This is a genomic window from Kitasatospora sp. NPDC058243, from assembly GCF_042882025.1.
Classification (GTDB): Bacteria; Actinomycetota; Actinomycetes; order Streptomycetales; family Streptomycetaceae; genus Kitasatospora.
This window is the reverse complement of sequence record NZ_JBHVWW010000024.1, coordinates 1-21,848: the sequence shown is the minus strand read 5'-3', so window position 1 is coordinate 21,848 and position 21,848 is coordinate 1. Positions and strand designations below refer to the sequence as shown.

The following is a 21,848-nucleotide window of genomic DNA, read 5'->3' as shown; positions in this document are numbered from 1 at the left end:
GCATGTCCGAGTTGGCGTGGTTCAAGAGCAGCTACAGCACGAACGAGGAGGCTCAGTGCGTCGAGGTCGCTGAGACGCCTGGTGTGGTCCACGTGCGTGACTCCAAGGACAAGAGCGGCCCGCAGTTGGCCTTCGAGCCAGCCTCGTGGCAGGCGTTCGTGGCGTTCGCTGCGGCCGCCGAGGTCTGATTCAGCCTTCTCCCGACGGCTCGCCGCTTCCGCGCGGCGAGCCGTCGGCGTACCGTCGGGGGTCCGTCGGGAGATGACGGCCAATCGGCGGACGGGCGGGTGGAATGCGGGTGTCGTCGGGCCGGTGTCGGGTGGGGGCTGCTACCAACGGTCCCATGTCCCATCACCTCAGCGGCCCCAACCTCCGCTCGCCCCGAGGCGACTCGCGGCTCGACCTGACCGACGTGTTCGCCTTCCCGGCCGCCGATGCGCCCGGCCGGACCGTCCTGATCATGAACGCGAACCCCTACGCCCCCACCCAGGCGGCCGAGTTCCACCCCGACGCCGTGTACCGCATCAACATCGACACCGACGGCGACCACCGCGCCGACGTCGCCTACTCCTTCACCTTCTCCGCCCCCACCCACACCGGCGCCCAGACCGTCACCGTCCACCGGGCGACCGGCGCCGCCGCGCAGAAGCACGAGCCCACCGGGGACGTCCTGTTCTCCGAAGCCCCGGTCGCCTTCGGGGACGCGCCCGACGTCATCGAGGCGAACGGCCGCAAGCTCTCCGTCGGCCTGCGCAGCGATCCCTTCTTCGCCGACCTCGAAGGGATCGTCAACGACTTCACCTGGACCGGCAAGGACGCCATGGCCGACGCCAACGTCTTCGGCATCGCCCTCGAAGTCCCCGACACCGACCTCGGCCCCGACCCGACGATCGGCGTCTGGGCCCGGGTCAGCCTCCGCCAGGACGGCCGGCTCGTCTCCGTCGACCGTGGCGCGCACCCCTCCCTCACCGCCTACTTCAACAAGGAGGAGGTGAAGGACGCGTACAACGCGGGCGAGCCGGCCGACGACTGGGACACCTACCGCGAGGCCTGGACGGCCGTCCTCCAGCACACCGGGGACTACACCACCGAGGCCGCCACCGAGGCCCTCAAGCTCGTCCTCCCGGACATCCTCCGCTACGACCGCTCCCGCCCCGCCGCCTACCCCAACGGCCGCACCCTCGTCGACGACGTGACCTCGGCCCGCCTCACCATGGTCTCCGGCGGCAAGATCACCAGCGACCACATCCCCCCGCACACCGACGTCCTCCCCGTCTTCCCCCACCTCGGCCACCCGCACCCCGTCAAGTAGCGAGTCAAGTGGCCGGACGACAAAGCGGCGGTCAAGAATCCTTGACCGCCGCTTCGCACTTCCCGCTGTGATCACGTGTCAGGCTGTGCGCCCCCGCCCGGCAATGAGGAGGTCCGGTGAACCGCGCGCGCCCACTGATCGAGGACTTCCCCGCCCACCCGGACGGCGACCCGGCCGGCGCCCTCGCCCGCGCCGTCCGCGAGCGCCGCACCGCCCTCGGCCTCTCCATCGCGGACCTCGCCAAGCGCGCCGACCTCACCGACGCCCAGATCCGCGCCATCGAAGCCGGCCACGCCGCCCCCACCCTCCCCCTCCTCACCGCCCTCTCCCGGGCGCTGAACGTGGAGTCGTGAGGGGCTCAGGACGGGCAGGGCCCCTGCGGCTGGTGCATGTCCGCTCCCACCGTCAGCGACGTTCGATGACGCTCTTCTCCCAATCCGAGAGATCGTCGGCGAATCGGCGCCGATCGGCCCAGGTCCCTTCGGGCAGGGACACCCGCAGGACCAGTTGCCGCCCGAACCGCGTGGGCGAGAGGTCGACCTCACCCCGTGCCACCAGGTCCACGAAATCCAGGACCCGATGGGCGGGGACGCCGTCGAACACGTAGTCCTCGTAGAGAACTCTGGCTTCGCCGAGGTCTTCCCTCAACATCACCAGATACTCGTGCCCGGACAGGGCCTCCAGATGGAGGTCGACCAGCCTCGGCTCGGCCGCGACCTCGACCGCCTCGATCCCGGCGAACCGCCCGGACCGATGGGCCGCCGCCACGAGATCCTCCACCGAGCACCCCGGGGGTAGTCCTTCCTGTCCCATCCAACTGCCTCCACTCTGCAGGTCGATTCCCGCTCTACCAGGTGCGTCCAGCGCCACGGTGACCGGCCACGGCAGAACGTGGAACGGCCCCCGCGACCGGCTCTCGGCCGATCGCGGAGGCCGGGGGCTCCCTCAGTTCGGTGCTACGCCGCGAGCGGCCGCAGCGCCACCTCCCAGGCCCGGAACTTCAGCCGGAGCGTGGAGGCGACGATCTCGAACACCGGTGGCAGGTCGGCCCCGTACTCGTAGTACGTGACAGTGTCGATCCCGTCCGGTTCCTCCGGAGGGTCACCCTGCCAGCCGTCCGAGCTCACCGCGGTCTGCTGCATGACCAGTTCGCCGGCGTCGTGGAACTCCAGCGCGAAGCGACCGCGGGTCGGGTGCCTGAACTCCAGGCTCACCGTCGCCTTGGGGTAGCCCACCAGGGCGACGCCGTGAAGCTCGCAGTCGTTGTGGAGGTCGATGAAGCCGCCCGGCACGTCGAGCTCGACGTAGTCGCCCGGGGCCTCCCATGCCTCCAGACCGCTGAATCGGGCCTTCACTTGATTCCCTTCTTCTTCGGCTTCATCAGATGGAACTGGGCTCGTCCGATGTCACGCCAGGTCATGCGCTGGGTGTTGTTCCGCTGGAGCGGACCCCAGCCGCTCGGTGCCCGGGGCTCGCGGTAGCTCGGTACCTTGTGCGGGGTCGGGACCTTCTCGGTCTTCCCGCCACCGAGTTTGTTGGTGTGGGTCTTCCCACGAAGGTCGTAGTACCACTTCGTCTTCCGGCCCTCGACGATCACCCGGCTCTTGCCGCCATTGTACTTGTCGGCCAACTTGCTGGCGTAGCGGGCCTTGGCCTCCGTGTTCTGGATCCGCGCGTATCGGTAGACCACCTTGGCCTTGGTCGCTATCCGATCCACCCGAGCCGCGGCCCGTACGGCCTTCACCGCTGTGATGGTGGCCTTGGCAACGGCTCCACCGCCGACGACCTGAGCCACCGCGACCACCGCCATCTCGGCGGCCTTCGCCGTGTCCCCGGCCACTGCGTAGGAGACCGAGGAGACGGCTGCTGCCACCGCGCCGATGGGGCCGGGGATGTAGGCGGCGACCTCGGCGACCTTGGCGACGACCTCGACCGTCTTCTTCAACCACTTGGGCATGCCCCAGTTGCCGTCGAGGTCGGTGCAGTTGACCGGGTCGCCGGTGCAGTAGTCGTACGGGCTGGCGTTGCCTCCGGGGACCGGGTCGATCTGGAGGAAGCGGCCGAGGGCCGGGCTGTAGAGGCGGGCACCCATGAGGATGTCGCCGTCCTGGGCTTCTGCGGAGCGCTGCTTGCCGCCGAGCCAGCCGTAGCGGACGTTGGCCTGGCCGTCCTGCGGGATGCCGAACTCGTCGAAGTCCAGCACCACCGGCTTGGTCAGCGCGGTATCGGTGGTGACGACCACCGAGCCGAACAGGTTGGTCAGCTGGAGCTGGACGTCACCGGTCTTGCTGGTGGTGGCCGTCAGATCGGCGTCCGGGCCCGAGACGTTGCGGGTCAGGGTGCCCTGGGCGGTGTCCTCGACGGTCCAGCGGACCTCGTCGGAGTCGTCGCTGTAGTGGTTCAGCTTCGACGTGGCGTTGGCCCAGGAGCCGTCGGCCTGCTTCTTGCTGGTGGTGAACGCGGTCAGGCGGTGGGCGGCGTCGACGGCCCACTCCTGCTTGGTGTCCCCCTTCTCCTGGGCGGCGACGCGGTCGTTCGCCCAGTAGGTGTTGGTCGCGCCGGTGGCCGTCTTCACGGTGCGCCCGAAGGCGTCGTAGACGAAGCCGGGGTCGGTGAGCCGGTCGGCGCTGTCGTAGGTGTGGTTCTCCGCCGTGGCCCCGGCCGTGCTGCACTCGCCGGCCGCCCCGCGCGGGGAGGTCTGCTTGGACAGGCGGTTGGAGTGGGCGTCGAAGGCGTACTGGCGGGTGACGCAGCCGGCCGCGACCGTGGTCTGCTCGGCCTTCACCAGCCGGCCGAGCCGGTCGTACTGGTAGGAGCGGGTGGCGGTGGAGCTGGTGTCCTTGGCGACCTGGCCCTGGGTGGACATGTCGGTGGTCTGGGCCCAGACCACCGTGTTGTCCGAGGTGCGGGTGTAGGTGCGGCCGGTGGCCTCACCGACGGCGTTGAAGGTGTCCTTGCGGACGATCCCGCCGGGGTAGGTCTGCTCGACCAGTTGGCCGTCCGGACCGTACTTGGCGGTGAACTCGCCCGCCACGCTGTCGGTCACGGAGGTGACCAGCCCGCGCGGCTCCTTCGCCCGGTCGTAGGCGTAGGTGGTGGACCCGGTTTGGTCACTCACCTTCGCCGGCTTGCCGAACCGGTCGAACTCGGTGGTGGTGGTGGCACCGTCGGCGTCCGTGTAGGAGATCAGACGGCCGAGCGCATCCAGGACGCGGGTGAGCGACTTGCCGCCGGCGGTCGTCTTGACGATGTCGCCGGTGGCGGGGTCGTACTCGGTGGTGACCTTCGGAAGCGGCTTGCCCTCGTCCGAGGTGATCTCGGTCGAGACGATCCGGTCCAGGCCGTCGTAGACGGTGACGGTCTTGCGGGACTTGCCCGCGTTGGTCTCGGTCGTCTCCTCAGGCTCGTTGAACGCGGAGTAGCGGGTGACCCGCTTCACCGGCAGCGTGGTGGACATCCGCGAGGCGTCCGCCCCGGTGACGGCGCCGCCCGGCATGGTGACGCAGGGCAGGCCCGCCCACTCCGGGCGGTTGGCGCACGCGGCGTCGTCCGGGTTGGTTCCGGCGGTGTAGAACACCGACTTGACCGTCCCGGCGTCATTGCCGGTGGAGCCCGGCTTGCGGGACTCCAGAGCCCGTCCGGAGGCGTCGAGCTTGACGTAGGCGGTCAGCTTGGCGCCGAGTGCGTCGGTGGTCACCGAGGTGGCCGCCTTCAGCGTCCAACCGGAGGTGCCGCCGATCGGCGTGTCGTAGCCGGTCTTGGTGACGCGCAGTTCGACGTCGTCGGCGTAGCCGTCGATGCGGGCGCCGTCGGTCGCGGTGGTGACCAGGTGGTAGGTCTGGCCGTCGGGCTTCCCTTCGTCGTAGGTGTTGGTGTTGTGGTCGCGGGCGACGACCGGGGTCCCGGCGGCGAGCGTCGGGTTGACGGTCGCCTTGGTGAGGGTGACGGTGTCGATGCCGGTGTGGAACCGCTCGCCGCCGCTGGCCGCGTTGGTGTCGACCACGGTGAGCTTCAGCTCGTGGTCGCCGCGCGTGAGCTTCACGGGTGCGCCGGTGGTGTACGGGGCCACTGCGCCGCTGGCGCTGTAGGTGTCGATCCGCTGGCCGACGTCCTTGCCGTCGATCGCCCACTGGATGACGCCGTGGTCGCTGTTCTTCGTCAGCTGGCCGGAGAGGACGTACTCGCCCTCCTCGGGAACGGTGACGCGCATCGCGTCGAACGCGCCCGCCGCCGTGCCGCGGATGCCCAGCTGGGCACCGCCGGACCAGGTGACGCCGCAGCAGTCGTTGTCGATCTGGACCTTGGCGTTGGTCCCGAGCTGCGGCAGCTTCTCGGCCTCGGCCGTGACGACGGCCGGGTTGGTCTGGCCGTTGACCTGCTCGGCGAGCGAGGCACGGTAGACCGGACCGAGCGTCTCCGTCACGTCCAGGCCGTCGGCGGAGTACGTGGTACGTGAGTCGAGCAGGCGCGCGCGGGAGGCGGAGTCCGCCGGGAGGTTCAGCTCGGCGGCGAACTTGTCCGCATCCGGGTACGTGCCCAGCGCGATCGAGCGGTTGGCCGCCCCCAGACCGCGCACGACATGGCCGTAGCGGTCGTACTCCTTGGTGTCGATGTCACCACCGGGGGTGACGGACGGGATTGCGGTGTTGACCACATTGCCGGAGGCGTTGAGGTAGTGGATGGAGGCCGACTTGTAGGCGTCCGGGCCCGGCTTGGCGGCCGAGGCGGTGTTGGTGCCCGGGTCGTCCTCGGGGCCGAACACGGCGGTGGCGTCGGTCGGCGCATCGGTCTGCGCCCACTTGGCCACGTCCGCACCCGCCAGGTCGTACGGACCGCCGGCGCCGCGGGTCAGCGGCACGTCGTAGACGACGCTGGATGCGGCTTCGCCGGTGACCTGGTCCTTGCTGCCCGGCGCGAGCATGCCGCGACGGACCTTGAGGAGACGGCCAGGGTCCTGGTCGGCCGCCGCCTTGCCGTAGTCGAAGTTCCACGGCAGCTCACCGGCGCTGCCGATCCGGGTGACCCGGCCGGCGTCGTCGTAGCCATAGGCGGTCTTCAGCGGGGTGGCCAGGCGCGGGTCCCAGACCTGGGTGAGGCGGCCGCAGTCGTCGTACGAGTAGTGCGCGACCTCGACGGCCTCCTGCTTGGAGGTGGCCGGGTTCCACGTCCAGACCTTCACCCCGCGGACGCGGTCCAGGTAGTCACCCGGGGTCGCGGCCGTGGCGGTGGTCACCTTGGCGTAGTCGTACTCCATCACCTCGCAGCCGCGCGGCAGCGGGTCGACGGTGCAGCCGTTGACGTCGTCGATGCCCGGCTCGACGGCCGGGACGATGCGCTTGACGAGCGAGCGGCCGTCGGTGGTGTCGTACTGGTAGCGGGTGGTCGAGGCCGCGTCGGGCCCCGTCTCGCTGACCACCTGGTAGATGTTCGAACCGGCCTGGCGGGCGAAGACGGTCTTCGAGCCGTCCAGCTCGCTCAGCTCGTAGGCGGTGCCGGCGGTCTGGATGTCCCAGACCTGGTTGGGGCCGGCCCAGCAGACCCAGATCGAGGCGCCCTTGTCGGCGTCCAGGCACTGGCCCGAGTGGCGGTTCATGACCGTGCCGTTGGTGCGCACCTCCCACTGCTGGTTGTCGCCGCCGTTGCAGCCCCACAGCGTGAGCGGGGTGGCGTTGCCGGTCTGGCCCCAGGGGTTGTCCAGGCAGTAGCCGAGCAGGCGCAGGGTCAGGTCGTCGCCGCGGGTCCACTGCTGGTTCGACGCGCCCGTGCACGGAGCGGGCTGCAGCCGGGCGCCGTTACCGGCCGCGCCGTTCGGGACCTCCAGGCACTGGCCGCTGGTCGACAGGACGATCGCACCGGACTTGGCCGGAACGGCCTTGAGCGACAGCGACTCGGCGCCCGGCTCGGGGAAGAACGTTCCGTCCGTGCCCTTGGCGAAGGTCAGCGAGGTGTCGTCGTTGTCCTTGATCTCGACCAGGTCCGACTGCGGGAAGGACAGCGCCCGGTAGTCCGAGCCGGTGCCCGCGTCCGGGCCGCCGGCCCACTGCGGGCCGAACGGGGCGACGATCTCCTTCAGCGACAGGTCGTCGAAGAAGACCTCCTTGCCGCTGCCGGCGGTGTTGCCGTTGTAGAGGCGGAACCAGGCCTCGGTGGCGTCCTTGGGCACCGTCAGGTCCAGCGTCAGCTGCTGCCAGCCGTCGGTGAACGACGCCTTCGGAGAGGCGGTCTCGCCGTAGCCGGCCGGGGTGCGGTAGACGCCGACCATCCGCAGGCCGCGGTTGGCCAGCGGGTTGTCCAGGCCGGTCGCGCCGGGGACGTAGATCCAGCCGGTGAGCCGGTAGGTCTTGCCGGGCTGCATGCCCTGGCCGAGCGTGTACTCGGGGCCGAGCGCGGCGAAGGAGTCCCAGCCGGAGCCGGCCGGGACGACCAGGAGCGAGTCGGGCGAGTTGTCGTGGCCGCGGACCGTGGAGCGGGACAGCGTCGCCTGTCCGGCGGTGAAGCCGGTCAGGTCGGTGCCGACCTGGCGCTGGTTGAGCGTCAGACGCTCGCCCTGGGGCTGCCAGCCGCGGCCGAGGTCACGTGAGGAGGCAGTGCGCTTGACCGACAGACCGCGCTCGTCGGCGTCGGTGACGTCGGTCGAGTAGTCGCCGGTGAGCAGGTTGACCGAGCCGGGGCCGATGTTGGCGCCGGTCGCGCCGTCGGCGTTGCGGTCGACCGTGATGGTGTTCCAGACGGTGGCGTAGCCGTTGCCGGAGCCGTCCTCGGGGAAGAGGAGGGCGCGGACCTGGACGACGCCGCCGACCTGGCCGAGCGTGTCGAGGACGCTCCAGTTGGCGTGCGGGCCGAGGTCCGCGAGCCGCGGCTTGTCCTCGGTGACCGCGGTGTTGTCCGCCTTGGTCAGGTTGGTGCGCGGGACGTTGTACTCCGCGGCGCCGGGGCCACGGCGGTACTGGTAGACGACGCGCTGGAACTGCGCCTGCGCGTCGACCGCGAGCTTGACGCGCTTCGCGGACTGGGTGCCGTTGACCGGCGAGCTCATGCCCGCCTGGCCGACCTGGAAGGTGTACGTCGCGGGCGGGGACAGGTTGCCCGCGCGGTCCTTGGACTGCACGCTGAGCACGCGCCGGCCCTCGGTGGTCGGCGTGATCGACGTGGTCAGCGCGCCGGTGGCGGCGACCGTCACCGGGGTGCCGCCGTCCAGGGTGTAGACGTAGGCCGCGGTGTCGTCGGTGCCCGGGGCGGGGGAGAAGGTGAACGACCCGGCCTGGTTGGCGGTGCCGTGCCAGAGCCCGTCCGCCGGGTAGTCCGCCGAACTCACGAACGGAGTACCGGGCTTGACGGTGTCGGCGATGACGTTGGTGCCGACCCAGCCGGAGCGGGACTTGCCGTCGTCGAGCATGGCCCAGATCGTGTACTGCACGCCCTCGTCGAGCTTGGCGATGCCGTAGTCGGAGGGGCGGACGGTCGCGATCGCGCCGTTCGGGGTGTCCCGGACGATGCTGCCGATGAACGTGCCGCCGCGCCACAGGTCCAGGTAGACCTTCAGCGGGTCGCCGTCGGGGTCGGCCGCCTGCACCTGGAAGCGCGGGTTCGCGTCCGAGGTGTAGCGGGGGTTGCCCTGCTGCGAGGGCTGCACCTCCACCGTCGCCGGGGTGGCCGGGACGGTGTTGTAGGTGATCGAGAGGTACGGAGGCCAGTAGCCCTCGGCGGAGCTGAACTTCTTCCAGGACAGGTTGCTCGACTCGTCGGCCGCCTTGAGGGCGAACCCGTATTCGTTGTGACCGAACCCGGCGAAGTACCGGATCATCTCGGTGACGTCGGCCTTGGCCCAGAACGTGCCGTCGGAGGCGTAGCAGTCGTGGGTGTCACCGTCGTTCGCCACGTCGTACGTGTCGTTCGAGGTGGCCCACTTGCGCTCCATCGCGGGCTGGTTGCCCCAGCGGGTCCACCAGGCCGCGCCGGGCGCGTTCCAGACCTCCCACTGCTTCGGGATGCAGGACGAGGAGTGATGGTTGGCGAGGTTGAGCGTGGCGCCCAGGATCTGCTTGCCGTTGAACGACCCGCCCGGGACGGTCAGGAACGACCGGGCCACGACCTTGCCGTCGTAGCTGCCCAGCTTGAGGTCCGTCGACGCGGAGGCGTCGATGTTCTCGTTGGTCTGGACGTAGGTGTCGAAGGTCGTGCCGACGTCCACCACCGGGTCGATGGTGACCGGGAACTGGGTCTTCGGGTCCGCGAGGAAGGCGGCGTCCGGGGTGAACACCAGCTCGGTGTCCGCGCCCTGGCCGTGCACCTCCATCGTCACCGCGCCGCGGTTCAGGTGCTCCTGCGAGGCAGGATCGACCGCGGCGTCCCACATGACGGGGGTCGGGATCTTGACCGTCGCCTTGCCGGTCGCCTTGTCGAGCAGCTGGATCGAACCGTCCTGCTGCGGCGAGACGGTGAGCCCGGTGGTGTCCAGCGGGAGCGTCACCGTGCCGGTCTGGGCGACGGCGGAGCGGTCCTTGACGATCAGGAACTGCTCGAAACCGGTCCGGGTGGCTTCGAGGACCAGGTCGACGCCGGGGCGGGCGTTGACGTAGGTGGCCTTGTTGCCCTCCAGCTTGGGCTTGGGCAGCTTGCCCAGCCAGCCGAACTTGACCTGCTGCTCACCGGAGCCGATCTTGACCAGCTCGCGCTCGGCGGGGACCGGGGCGGCGGCGCGGGCGCCGCTGCGGGAGGCCCGGTTCGCTTCGGCCGAAGCCGAAGCCGAAGCCGAAGCCGAGGCGGACGGGGACGACGACGGGGACGACGACGGGGACGACGACGGGGACGCGGAAGCGGGGGCCGTCGGTATCGCACTGGGCGACGTCGCCGGCGCAGTGGCCGGCGCAGTGGCCGGCGCAGTGGTGGCCGCGGCGCTCGGAGCCGTGGCCGGAGCAGTGCTCGGTGCGGCCGTCGGTATCGCGGCGCCCGGCAGGCTGTCGCCGACCGTCACCCCGGCGTCGCCGCCCTCGAAGACCACCCCGCCCGGGTGCGCCTTCGGCGCCACCTTGCCGTCCGGGGTCTGCACCAGCGTGGTGTCGACGGGCACCCAGGCCTCGCCGACCTTCATCCGGATCGGCCCGGTGGAGCGGTCGGAGGTCAGCGTGCCGTCCGGGTTCGCCCACAGGGTGGTGAACTCCGTCCGGGCGTTGGTGACCTCGATCCGCCGCTTCTGCAGCCGGGCCGAGAGCAGCGCCGAAGCCTCGTCAGGTGCCTCGGTGGCCGGAGCGGCGGGCGGAGTGGCGGGTGAGGGTGCGGCGGTGGCCGGAGCGGCCGTCACCGCGTCCACCACCACACCGGCCTGCACCAGCAGGCCGAGCGTCAGGAGCGCTGATACGGGGCGCATCCGACGCGTAGAGAAGGCCCCGCCCGCAAAAGCGGACGAGGCCCGAGACCGTCGTTTCATCAAAGACTCTCTCAAGAGATATGCATTGTTTTGAATGGCTCGATCGAAGCCGAAGCACAATCTCTCACCCCCAGCTGACTCCCAGCGACCAATCAGGATGACGATTGCGTAACAGATCGCCTACGCTGAGGAGTCGTGAGAAATGGAGTCATTTCGATGACATCACCCCAGGTGGGAGAGGTTTCCGAGATGCGAAGAGGGCCCCCTATCGCGTGCGCGAAGGGGCCCGGGACGGTCGTGAATTAAGAAGTGACGTGTAGTCAATTACTGTGCGGGCTTTCCGTCGCAAACCGCCGACGGCGGGACACCCGGAGGTGCCCCGCCGTCAGCGCCGTTCGCAGTGTGGAAGCCGAACGGCGGTGCCGTCAGGCGGTGCTGCGGCCCGCCCGGCGGCGGCGCAGCAGGGCGGTGCCGAGTCCGAGGGCGGCGAGGAGGGTGCCCGCCCCGGTGAGCAGGGCGGCGCTCGGGGTGGAGTCGCCGGCCGGCGCCGCGACGGGGGCCGTTCCCCGGTCGAAGCCGCCGAGCAGGTGCGCCTTGGCGTAGTCGGTGCCGGGCAGCTTGTCGGCGTACCGGTCGTGGACCACCTGCTGGTACTGGGCGAGGGTGATGCCCGCGTCGCCCACGGACCGGACCGCGTCCGGGTTGAGCGGCCGTACCTGGCCGTCGACCAGGGCGTACCAGGCCCGGATCTGCGGTTCCTCGAAGGCGACGGCGCCGCGGCCCAGTGCTGCCGCGGCGGCGGCGTGGTCGGTCTCGTCGCTGCCGGAGGCTATGTTGATCTCGGCCCAGGACCCGTTGTCGTGCGGGTCGGGGGCCGTCCACACCGAGGCCTTGCGGCCGTCGGCCGCGTCGGCCTCGGTCGCCATGAACGCGAACTTCGCGACCGGCGCCCCGACGGAGGCCGCCGCGACGAAGTCCGGGTTGAGGTAGTACACGGGGACGGTGTCGCCGACCACCCGGGCCGGGGCGGCGGCCTGCGCCTGGCGGGCGTCGGAGGAGCCCTGGCCGGAGCCGTGGGCGAAGAACCCGCCGAGGGTCTGCACGACGGGGGCGGCCTTCGCCGCCGCGGCGGCCGCGGTGACGTCGGCCGCGGACGGGGCGGACGGGACGCCGACTGCCGTGGCCGGGGTGGCGGCGAGGGCGGGGGCGGCGGCGAGCAGTCCGCTGCCGGCGAGGGCGATGGCGGCGAGGGCGCGCGGGGCGCGGAAGTGCGTCATCGTGTCACGCCCCGATCCGGTACAGCGAGTCGTTCCAGTTGAACTGGCCGTTGTAGCCGGCGTAGTAGCTGTACGACGCCAGGTTGTAGCGGTTGCTGCTGGGCCACGGGTCGCCCCAGTAGATGGACTTGTTGCTCTGGTCGTAGCCGTAGATGACCTGGGCGTGTCCGCCGCCGGCCAGCCAGGAGATGCCGGTCTCGATCGGCCGGCCCGCGTTGATCTCGCTGACGATGGTGTTGAAGGACAGGGCGCCGGTCTCCTGACCGGGGGACACCCCGAGTGCGGAGAGTGCGTTCTGCACCCAGGAGAGCTGGCCGGGCTGGTTGGGGCACTGGTACGAGGTGTCCTGGCCGTAGGCGAGGTCGCAGAACGAGTTCTGGTCGGTGCCGTGGCCGAGGAAGGTGGCGATGGTGTTGCCGGAGGCGGCCCAGCACCACTGGTCCTGCTCCTGCGCCTGCATGGAGATGTTGAGCCGGGAACCGGCGGCGAAGGTCTGGGAACTGCCGGCGGCGGCCTGGGGGGAGGCCGAGGCGGTGCCGGCGCCGGTGGTCACGACGGCGGCCAGCATGCACAGCGCGGCCAGTGCGGCGCGCAGGGACGACCCACGGATGGGTCCGCTCATGGGGGAACTCCTTCGTGCGGGGGCACGGGCGGCTCCGTGTGCACCCGGCGCCGCCCTGGGGTGTGCCTTGTGTGGGGGTGTGCTGTGTGGGGGATTGCCGCGCGGCCGACGCGGCGGGCCCGGACCGGGGTTGCTAGGAAGCGTAGGCAGCAGGCCGGGCCGCTCCCAGACCCCCGGGAGGGGAGCGGGCGGTGCTGTGAACGGGGCTGTGAAGAGGGGTGGTGCGGCGGAGGTGCTGCGCCGCAGACGGGTGGCGGGGAGCGGGGCTCCCGGATATGGACGCGGCCGGGGTAAGCCGGTAATTTCACAGCGCGCCGCGTCCCCCCGTACCGCGTCCCCGCACCCCCGCCCCCGTACCGCGTCCCCCTCACCGCCGTCCCCGCACCGCCGCCGTGTCCCCTCGGCCCCGCCGCCGCCGCGCGCCGGCCGGGCCAGTAGCCCCGGGAGCCCCGATGGCCAGTCGTCAGGAACCGCCGCCCGGTGCTGCCCCGGAGAGCGCCGCCGTGCTGGCCGCGCTGCGGAGCGGGCCCTTCGGCCTCGCGCTGCGCACCGCGATCGAGGCCCGCGGGCTGCCGCTGGAGCGGCTGCGCAGCCGGCTGGCCGAGCGCGGACTGCGGATCGCCGTCACGACCCTGAGCTACTGGCAGCGCGGGCTGCGCCGGCCGGAGCGCCCGGAGTCGTTACGGGTGGTGGCCGCGCTGGAGGAGATCCTCGGGCTGCCGGCGCACGCGCTCACCGCCCTGCTGGGTGCGCCGCGGCCGCGCGGCGGGGCGGACCGCGACGGCGGCGGGCCCCGCCCGTACCCGCAGATGGTGCGCACCCCCGGTGATCTGGGCGGGCTGCTCGCGGATCTGGACAGCCCGGCGGCCGGGAAGCTCCAGGTGGTCACCGAGTACGCGACGGTGACGGTCGGGCCGCGTCGTGAACTGGCGGCGCTCAGTTCGATGGTGGCGGTCCGGGCCCGTCAGGACGGGGTCGACCGGGCGCTGCTGATCTACGACTGCGACGAGGGGGTGGACGAGGGGGCCGTCGAGATCGTGGCGGGGGACAGCTGCCGGCTGGGCCGGGTGCGCCGGGATCCGGTGGCCCGGGTGGTGCTCGCGGAGCTGCTGTTCGACCGCTCGCTGCACTGCTCCGAGACCCAGGTGTTCTCCTTCGAGGTGCGCCCGCACAGCGCGGCCGAGTGCTGCCGCTACCGTGCGGCCTTCCGCTTCCCGGCGGACCACTACGTCCTGCGGGTGCGCTTCGATCCGGGCGAACTCCCGGTGCAGTGCCAGTGGTTCACGGCGAGTGACTCGGAGGGTCCGGACGACAGCCTGGCCGACCTCACCCTGGACAGCCACCACCTGGCGCACGTGGTGGCGACCGCGCTGGGGCCCGGGGTCGCGGGCATCCGCTGGGCGTGGACCTGAGGCGTGGACGTGGGGCGTGGACCTGAGGCGTGGACGTGGGGCGCGGCCCTGGGGGCGTGGACGTGGGGCGCGGCCCTGAGGTCGGGGGTCAGGCCGGTTCGTGCGCGGTGCCGCCGACGAGGGCGCGGGCCTGCGGGGCGGTCATGGGGTGGGCGAAGAGGTAGCCCTGGCCGAGCGGGCAGCCCATGGCGGCGAGGAGGTCGCGCTGTTCGGGGTGTTCGATGCCTTCGGCGATGACCCGGACGCCGAGGGTGTCGGCGATGCGGGTGATGCCTTCGACGAGGGCGTACTGCTGCGGGGAGAGGCCGAGGCCGTCGATGAAGGACTTGTCGATCTTGAGGATGGAGATCGGGAACTCGCGCAGGTAGGAGAGCGAGGAGTAGCCGGTGCCGAAGTCGTCGATGGCGATGCCGACGCCGAGGTCGCCGAGGGTGGCCATGTCGGCGTGGACGCGGTCGTCGCGGCGCATCAGGACGGATTCGGTGAGTTCGAGGACGAGGGTGTGCGGGTCGATGCCGGAGCTGCGCAGGGCGCCGCGGACGACGTCGACGAAGCCGGCGTCGCGGAACTGGCGGGCGGAGACGTTGACGTTGACCCGCAGCGGGGGGAGGCCGGCGGCGGCGCGGTCGGCGGAGCTGGCGGCGTGCCAGGCGGCGGCCTCCTGGGCGGCGCGTTCCAGGACCCAGGCGCCGAGGGGGACGATCTGGCCGCTCTCCTCGGCGAGGGCGATGAACTCGTCGGGCAGCACCATGCCGCGCCGCTGGTGCGGCCAGCGGACGAGCGCCTCGAAGGCGACCAGGTCACCGGTGCGCAGGTCGACGATCGGCTGGTAGTACAGCTGGAAGGAGGATTCGGCGATCGCCGCGTCCAGGTTCTCGTTCAGCTCGTGCCGCTCCACCAGCCCGGTCTGGAGGGCGGGCTGGTAGTGGCGCCACTGGCGGCGGCCGGCCGCCTTGGCGGAGTAGAGCGCGAGGTCGGCGTGGGTGAGCAGTTCGGCCGCGTCCACGCTGTCCTCGGTGGTGGCGACGCCGATGCTGGCCGTCACCCGGACGGCGCCCGCGCTCAGCCTGAACGGTTCTGCGAACACCGTCAGCACGGTGTCCGCGATGGCGTCCACGTCGGCCGGGCGCAGCGCGTCCTCGACCAGGACGGCGAACTCGTCGCCGCCGAGCCGGGCGGCGGTGTCCGAGCTGCGCAGCGCGGTGGAGACCCGCAGCGAGACGGCGATCAGCAGTTCGTCGCCGACGGCGTGCCCCTGGGTGTCGTTGACCACCTTGAAGTCGTCGAGGTCGAGGAAGAGCACCCCGGTGACGGCGCCGCTGCGCTCGCCGCGGGACAGCGCGTGGCCGACCCGGTCCAGGAACAACACCCGGTTGGCGAGGCCGGTGAGGGAGTCGTGGAAGGCCCGGTGGGTGAGTTCGCGCTCCATCTGGCGCTGCTCGGTCACGTCGCGCAGGGTGAGCACCAGGCCGCCGACCGTCGGGTCGGCGCGTAGGTCGTTGAAGCGGACCTCGGCCTCGATCGGGGTCCGGTCCTGCCGCAGCAGCCGCCAGTGCTCACGGGGCTGTTCGCGCAGCGGTTCGCGCGGCGGCGAGTGCAGCGGTTCGCGCGGCGGCGAGTGCGGCGGCGAGTGCTCCGGCGCGTGTGCCGGGGCGGCGTCCACCGGGCCGCGCATCCGGGCCAGCGCCTTGCCGACGGCCCGGCTGTCCTCGGGCGGGACGAGCTCGGTGAGCAGGGTGCCGTCCAGGCTGGGGTAGCCGAGGACCCGTTCGGCGGAGGAGGAGGCGTAGCGGACGCCGTCGTCGGCGTCCAGGATCAGGATGACGTCGCTGGCGTTCTGCACCAGGGTGCGGAAGTACAGCTCGCTGTTGCGGCGGTTGACCTCCTGGCTCAGCACGACCCGTTCGACGGCCAGCGCGGCCTGCGCGGCCAGGATCTCCAGCGAGCCCCACAGGCTGGTGAGCTCCTGCGCGGTGCCGGTGACGATGAGCGCGCCGATCAGCGGGTCGCCGGAGGGGCGCTCGTCGAGGGTGAGCGGGCACAGCAGGGCGGAGGGCATGCCGTCGAGGCGGGCGGCGAGGTCGCTGCCGATGTCCTCGACGGGCAGCAGCCGGGTCTCCCGGTAGGCGGCGAGGGCGAGCGCCTCGTCGGAGTCGGTGACGGGGCCGAGGTGGTGCTGGGCGGCGCCGCGTTCGGCGTGCCGCACGTGCAGGACGCCGGCCTCGGTGACGGCGAGCAGGGCGACGTGCCCGGGCTCGGTGGGCATCAGGGTGGAGGCGGTGGCCTGGACGGCGTCCGCGACCTCCTCGACGGTGACGGCCGCGGTGAGTCTGGCGCCGGCCTCGCGCAGGGCCCGCTCGCGGGCGATCGCCTGCCGGCGGGCGACCACGACGACCGCCAGTCGGGCCAGCACCAGCAGGTACAGGAGGGCGGAGAAGGCGCCGATCACGCCGGCGTTGCTGGTGTTGCCGTTCAGCGACTCGATGATCAGGATCGCCGGGGCGATCAGCGAGGCCAGGGTGAGCAGGGCGAGGCGGCCGGCGCTCAGGTCGGGTTGCTGGGTGGGGACGGGTCTGGTCAGCTCGACCATGGACGGGTGCAGCGCGGCCGCGCCCCAGGCGGTGTAGAAGGCGGCCCAGCCGAAGTCGACGGGGGTGCCGATGTGCCAGTTGCCGTGCAGCTGGATCAGCCCGTACAGGGTGTCCGCGACCAGCATGCCGGCGGTGCCGACGGTGAGCAGTTGCAGCGCCCGGCTGGTGCCGCCGCGCGGGGTCAGCAGCCGCAGCAGCAGGGCGAGGACGACCACGTCGCCGAGCGGGTAGCCGATCGAGACGGCCTTCTGGAACCAGGAGAGGTCGGGGTTGCGGGCGTACGGGAGGATCAGGTAGATCCAGGCGAGCAGCGCCAGGCCCATGGTGAGGATCAGCGCGTCGAGCAGGCCGGCGCGGTCCTGACGGGCCGTGCGCCAGCGGATGAAGCCGAGCACGCCGGCCGCGTACAGCACGAACTCGGCCAGGTAGAAGCCGTCGGCGACGGACGGGAACGGGTTGTGGAGGTGCAGGAACTGGGTCTGGACGACCTGGACGACCTCGCCCGCGGTGAAGCTCAGGTTGGCGAGCGCCAGCACGTACCAGAACAGCGCGTGCGCGGGGCGGTTGAGGCGGACGCCGGCCACGATGGCCGCGCTGCTGCCGAGTCCGATGCCCGTCCACCAGATGATCCGCTGCGAGGGGTTGATGTAGTAGACGCCGGTGAACAGCACCATCCACAGCAGGTAACAGACCATCAGGCGTTGTCGCCGACGTGTCAACGGGGCTACCTCCTCCGCGTCGCCACCCGGCCGGTGGGACGGGGGAGTTCGGGCGAGGACGGGTCTCGGCGGTCGCGGGGTCGTCTCGTCCCGGGCTGACGGGCACACGGCAGCGTCGCGTCCGGTCGGGTTGCGATCGGACGTTCGTCCTGTGCCCTGAGTGCGTATAGTCGGAAATGTCGCACCTCCCAGGAAACTGCCGCCACAGCACGAGGTCAAGCCGGTGGACGACGCAGCAGACAGCGCACAGGGCGTACGAACGGATGTGAACTCCGGGCGTCACGCCGTGGTTCGCAACGACAGCGGTCAGTACGCGATCTGGCCCGGCGACTTGACCGTGCCGGGCGGCTGGCACCTGGTGTACGGGCCGGCCGGCCGCGACGACTGCCGGGCCCACGTGGCCCGCGAATGGCGCCCGCCCGGGCTCGGCTTCCCCGGGCTCGGCTCCCCCGGGGAGCGCGGCCGCGGGCGGGCCGCGGGCGGCGGCGGCACCGTGCACGGACTGCTGCGCTCCCGCGCCGCGCAGCACCCGGACGCGGTCGCCGTCGCCGCAGACGACGCCACGCTGAGCTACCGCGAGCTGGACCGGCGCAGCGACCGCCTGGCGCGGGCGCTGCGGGCCCGCGGGGTCGGCCCCGAGGAGGTGGTGCCGGTCTGCCTCGAACGCGGCGCGGGCCTGGTCGTCGCCTGGCTCGGCGTGCTGAAGGCGGGCGCGGCGCTGCTGCCGCTGGACCCGGCGTACCCGGCGCGGCGCCTGGCCCGGCTGGTCGAGGACAGCGGGGCGCGGGTGGCGGTCACCGAGGGCGGGGCGCTGCCGGGCGTCGAGCCGCTGCCGGTGGACGGCGTGGACGGCGTGGACGGTGCGGGCGGGCCCGACGGCGCCGGTGAGCCCGACGGTGCCGGGCCCGACGACCTCGCCTACCTGATCTACACCTCCGGCACCACCGGCACCCCCAAGGGCGTCCCCGTCACCCACCGCGCCCTGGTGTTCACCCTCGACCGGGTCGTCCACGCCTACGGCCTCGCCCCCGGCGAACGCGTGCTGCAACTCGCCGCGCTCGGCTTCGACACCGCACTGGAGCAGGTCTTCGCGACCCTGCTCGCCGGGGCCACCCTCGTCCTCGGCGGCGGCCGCACCTGGGCGCCCACCGAACTCGTCCACCGGATGCGCGGACTCGGCCTCGCCGTCGCCGACCTCACCCCCGCCTACTGGCACCACGTGCTCACGCTGCTCCCGCCCGGCGGGCCCGGCCCGGAGGGGCTGCGGCTGGTCGTCGTCGGCGGGGACGTCGTGCACGCCGACGACTGCCGCAGCTGCCTGGACCGGCTGCCCGGCGTCCGGCTGGTCAACGCCTACGGGGTCACCGAGGCCGCCGTCACCTCCACGCTCTGCGAGGTCACCCCCGCGCTGCTGGACGCCGTCGGCCCGGGCGGCCCGGCCGCGCCGGTGCCGATCGGCCGCCCGCTGCCCGGCGTGCGGGTGCACGTCCTGGACGCCCGGCTGTCCCCCGTACGGCCCGGCGAGAAGGGCGAGATCCACCTCGGCGGGCCCGGCCTCGCCCGGGGCTACTGGCGCGCCCCCGCGGCGACCGCCGAGGCCTTCGTCCCCGACCCGTACGCGCCGGTGCCCGGCGAGCGGATGTACCGCACCGGCGACGCCGGGCGCTGGCGGGCCGACGGGCAGCTGGAGATCCTCGGCCGCTTCGACGACCAGGTGAAGGTGCTCGGCCACCGCGTCGACCCCGCCGAGATCGAGGCGGCCCTCGCCGCCCACCCCGACGTCCGGCAGGCCCGTGTCGCCGCCGACGGCGGCGACCCCGACGGCGGCCGCGCGCTCACCGCCTACTACACGCTCGCCGACCACGCCGACGCCGCGGCCGGTGCCGGGGCCCGCCGCGACCGGCTCCGCGCCTACCTGGCCGAACGGCTGCCGGAGTACATGCTCCCGGCCGCCTTCGTGGCGCTGGACCGCATGCCGCTCACCCCGGCCGGAAAGGTCGACCGCCGCCGGCTGCCGCACGCCGAGCCGCGCACCCCGGGACGGGCCGACGCGGGCGGCACCGGGGCGGCGGGCGGCGGGGGAGCCGTCGAGGACGTCATCGGGCAGCTGTGGGCCGAACTGCTCGGCGTCGAGGACGTCGGCCCCGCCGACGACTTCTTCGCGCTCGGCGGCAACTCGCTGCTGGCCATGGAGATGCTCGCCCGCGCCCGGATCATGCTCGGTCTCGACGTCACCCGCGTCCGCGCCCTCACCCGCGCCCTGCTGCGCGACGCCACCCTGCGCGCCTTCGCGGCCGCCGTCCAGGCCGCCCGCACCGCCCGCGCCGGTCCCAGCCCCAGCCCCGGCTCCGCCGAGACCGCCGTCGACTGGGCCGCCGAAGCCCGGCTCGCCCACCCCGTCCAGCAGTCCTGGAGCCCGGCGCCCAGCCGCGCCGAACCCGCCGAGATCCTGCTCACCGGCGCCACCGGCTTCTGCGGCGCCCACCTGCTGCACGCCCTGCTCGCCACCACCGGGGCCCGGATCCACTGCCTGGTCCGCGCCCCCGACGAGGAGCACGCGCTGGAACGCCTGCGCGCCGCCCAGCAGCGCTTCCTGCGGCACGACCTCACCGACACCCGGGTGGTGCCGTTGGTCGGGGACCTCGCCGCACCCAGGCTCGGGCTGATGCAACGTCAGTTCGAGGGGCTGGCAGGGACTTTGGACGCCGTCCACCACCTCGGCGGGCAGGTCAACTTCCTCTATCCGTACCACCAGCTGCGCGCGCCCAACGTCGGCGGCACCCGCGAGATCATCCGCCTCGCCGGGCTCAGCCGGGGCGTGCCCGTGCACTACCTGTCCACCCTCGCGGTGCTGGCCGGCTTCGGCGCGGCCGGCGTCCGCGAGGTCACCGAACGGACCCCGCTCGCCCACCCCGACCGGCTCGGCGTCGGCTACGTCGAGAGCAAGTGGGTCGCCGAACAACTGCTGCACGAGGCGGCCGCCGCCGGGCTCCCGGTCACCGTGCTGCGCACCAACGAGGTCACCGGCGACCTCGCCACCGGCGTGATGAACACCGGCACCGAGATCTGCGGGCTCATCGCGTACCTGGCGGACAGCGGCACCTGCCCGGACGTGCTGCTGCCGCTCGACTTCGTCCCGGCCGACCGCTTCGCGCGCGCCGTCGCCCACATCGCCGCCCACGCCCCCGCCGACGGCGAGGTCTACCACCTCACCTCGCCGCGCCCCGCCGCCCTCGCCGACCTCGCCGAACGGCTCCGGGCCCGGGGCCACCCGATCGCCGAACTCCCGTACGGTGACTGGGTGCAGGGCCTGGTCCGGTTCGCCGCCGGGCACCCCGCCCACCCCGTCACGCCGTTCGTCCCGCTGTTCGTCGACCGCGCCCCCGGATCGGCGCTGTCGATCAGTGAGCTGTACTTCCGGCCCGTCTTCCCGCTGTTCGACCGCGCCAACACCAATGCCGCGCTCGCCGGCAGCGGGATCGACCTGCCCGCCGTCGACGCCGGCCTGCTCGACCACTACCTGGGGCGGCTGGCGGCGGAGGGCTTCCTCGGGCCGCCGGCATGAGCCCCTTCGACGGGCTGGACGTCCAACGCGGGCCCGGTGGCGGGCCGGTGGCGTTCGGCGCCGGCCTCGGCGCGTCGGACCTGCTGGCGGCGTACCGTCGGGGCCTGTTCCCGATGCCCGCGGCGGACGAGTACGCCGGCGCCTACAACGAGGCGCGCTACGAACAGGCCGTCGAGGCGGGCGAGGTGGTGCTGCTGCCCGGCGGGGACGACCCGTACGCGCTGGCCTGGTGGTCGCCCGACCCCCGGCCCGTCCTGCCGCCCGACGGCGTCCGGCTCGGCAGTCGCCTCGCCCGGCGGCTGCGCCACCGGCCGCAGTGGTGGACCAGCGCCGACCGGGCCTTCGGCGAGGTGCTGGCCCGCTGTGCCGAGGGCCGCCAACCAGCCTGGCTGACAGCGGAGTTACGGGCCGCACTGGAGCAGCTGCATGTGCTCGGGGCCGCCCACAGCGGCGAGGTGTGGGAGGGCGAGGAGCTGATCGGCGGGGTGTTCGGCGTCGCCGCCGGGCCCGTCCTCAGCCTCGACTCGATGTTCCACCGCCGCCCCGACGCCGCCCGTGTCGCCGTCGCCGACCTCGGGGCGCGCTTCGGCGCGGCCGGCGGGCGGCTGCTCGACGCCCAGTGGGACAGTCCGCACATCCGCAGCCTCGGCGCCGAGCCGGTGCCCCGCTCCCGGTACCTGGCCGAGCTGGCGGCGGACGCCGTGGTGGGCCCGCTGCCGGGAGCTCCGCTGCCCGTGGCCCGGCTGGTCTGACCTGCGTCTTTTACCCTGCTTGGCCTGTCTTCGACAAACTTATTCCCCGTCAGTAACATGACGCCGCGTGTTCAAAAGCTCCATGGGCAGGGCCGTCGGCCCCGCCCTCCTCACCCTCGCCCTCGCCGGGGTCGCCGCCTGCGGGCCGACCACCTCCGGCACTCCGCAGGCCGCCGCCGGCACCACCGAAGCGGCCGTCACCACCGGCACGACCACGACCACGACCACGGC

Annotated in this window: 12 protein-coding genes; 6 read left to right on the top strand and 6 right to left on the bottom strand. The window is 72.6% G+C overall.

The window, feature by feature from the left end; translation table 11 throughout:
• Positions 1-2: 2 nt before the first annotated feature.
• From ACFVX9_RS17915 to ACFVX9_RS17905, 3 genes are all read left to right on the top strand, one after another.
• A complete protein-coding gene (locus tag ACFVX9_RS17915) occupies positions 3-188 on the top strand; it encodes a DUF397 domain-containing protein (protein WP_380335814.1) in 186 nt (61 codons plus the stop codon).
• Between the two features lie 155 nt (positions 189-343).
• Positions 344-1,312 carry a DUF4331 family protein gene (locus ACFVX9_RS17910; RefSeq protein WP_387982410.1) on the top strand — a complete coding sequence of 323 codons (969 nt, stop codon included), beginning with the start codon at positions 344-346 and terminating at the stop codon, positions 1,310-1,312.
• Positions 1,313-1,428: 116 nt separating this feature from the next.
• The gene (locus ACFVX9_RS17905) at positions 1,429-1,665 is read left to right on the top strand and encodes a helix-turn-helix transcriptional regulator (protein WP_380368776.1); all 237 of its coding nucleotides are present in this window, start codon (positions 1,429-1,431) and stop codon (positions 1,663-1,665) included.
• A 52-nt stretch (positions 1,666-1,717) separates the two neighbouring features.
• Here ACFVX9_RS17905 and ACFVX9_RS17900 read toward each other — a convergent pair whose 3' ends face one another.
• From ACFVX9_RS17900 to ACFVX9_RS17880, 5 genes are all read right to left on the bottom strand, one after another.
• Complete coding sequence (locus ACFVX9_RS17900; protein WP_380335823.1) at positions 1,718-2,092, bottom strand: hypothetical protein; 375 nt, start codon at positions 2,090-2,092, stop codon at positions 1,718-1,720.
• 176 nt (positions 2,093-2,268) lie between these two features.
• Entirely contained in the window at positions 2,269-2,667 is a 399-nt protein-coding gene (locus tag ACFVX9_RS17895; protein WP_380335826.1) for a hypothetical protein, read from the bottom strand.
• The gene (locus ACFVX9_RS17890; RefSeq protein WP_387982408.1) at positions 2,664-10,679 is read right to left on the bottom strand and encodes a ricin-type beta-trefoil lectin domain protein; all 8,016 of its coding nucleotides are present in this window, start codon (positions 10,677-10,679) and stop codon (positions 2,664-2,666) included. Before ACFVX9_RS17890 ends, ACFVX9_RS17895 begins: the two co-directional genes overlap by 4 nt.
• Positions 10,680-11,104: 425 nt before the next feature.
• Entirely contained in the window at positions 11,105-11,956 is an 852-nt protein-coding gene (locus tag ACFVX9_RS17885) for a hypothetical protein (protein ID WP_387982406.1), read from the bottom strand.
• Positions 11,957-11,960: 4 nt separating this feature from the next.
• Entirely contained in the window at positions 11,961-12,578 is a 618-nt protein-coding gene (locus tag ACFVX9_RS17880) for a papain-like cysteine protease family protein (RefSeq protein ID WP_387982404.1), read from the bottom strand.
• A gap of 452 nt (positions 12,579-13,030) precedes the next feature.
• On the opposite strand from ACFVX9_RS17880, the gene ACFVX9_RS17875 reads away from it, so the two are divergent.
• A complete protein-coding gene (locus tag ACFVX9_RS17875; protein ID WP_363366734.1) occupies positions 13,031-13,990 on the top strand; it encodes a helix-turn-helix transcriptional regulator in 960 nt (319 codons plus the stop codon).
• A gap of 88 nt (positions 13,991-14,078) precedes the next feature.
• Here ACFVX9_RS17875 and ACFVX9_RS17870 read toward each other — a convergent pair whose 3' ends face one another.
• Complete coding sequence (locus ACFVX9_RS17870) at positions 14,079-17,300, bottom strand: EAL domain-containing protein (RefSeq protein ID WP_387982403.1); 3,222 nt, start codon at positions 17,298-17,300, stop codon at positions 14,079-14,081.
• A 160-nt stretch (positions 17,301-17,460) separates the two neighbouring features.
• Here ACFVX9_RS17870 and ACFVX9_RS17865 point away from each other — a divergent pair, with 160 nt between their 5' ends.
• Together ACFVX9_RS17865 and ACFVX9_RS17860 are read left to right on the top strand one after the other, a co-directional pair.
• Positions 17,461-20,865: an amino acid adenylation domain-containing protein gene (locus ACFVX9_RS17865; protein ID WP_387982402.1), complete on the top strand. Its 3,405-nt coding sequence runs from the start codon at positions 17,461-17,463 to the stop codon at positions 20,863-20,865.
• Complete coding sequence (locus ACFVX9_RS17860; RefSeq protein ID WP_380368797.1) at positions 20,862-21,617, top strand: leucyl/phenylalanyl-tRNA--protein transferase; 756 nt, start codon at positions 20,862-20,864, stop codon at positions 21,615-21,617. The genes ACFVX9_RS17865 and ACFVX9_RS17860 overlap by 4 nt, the downstream gene beginning before the upstream one ends.
• Positions 21,618-21,848: the final 231 nt, after the last annotated feature.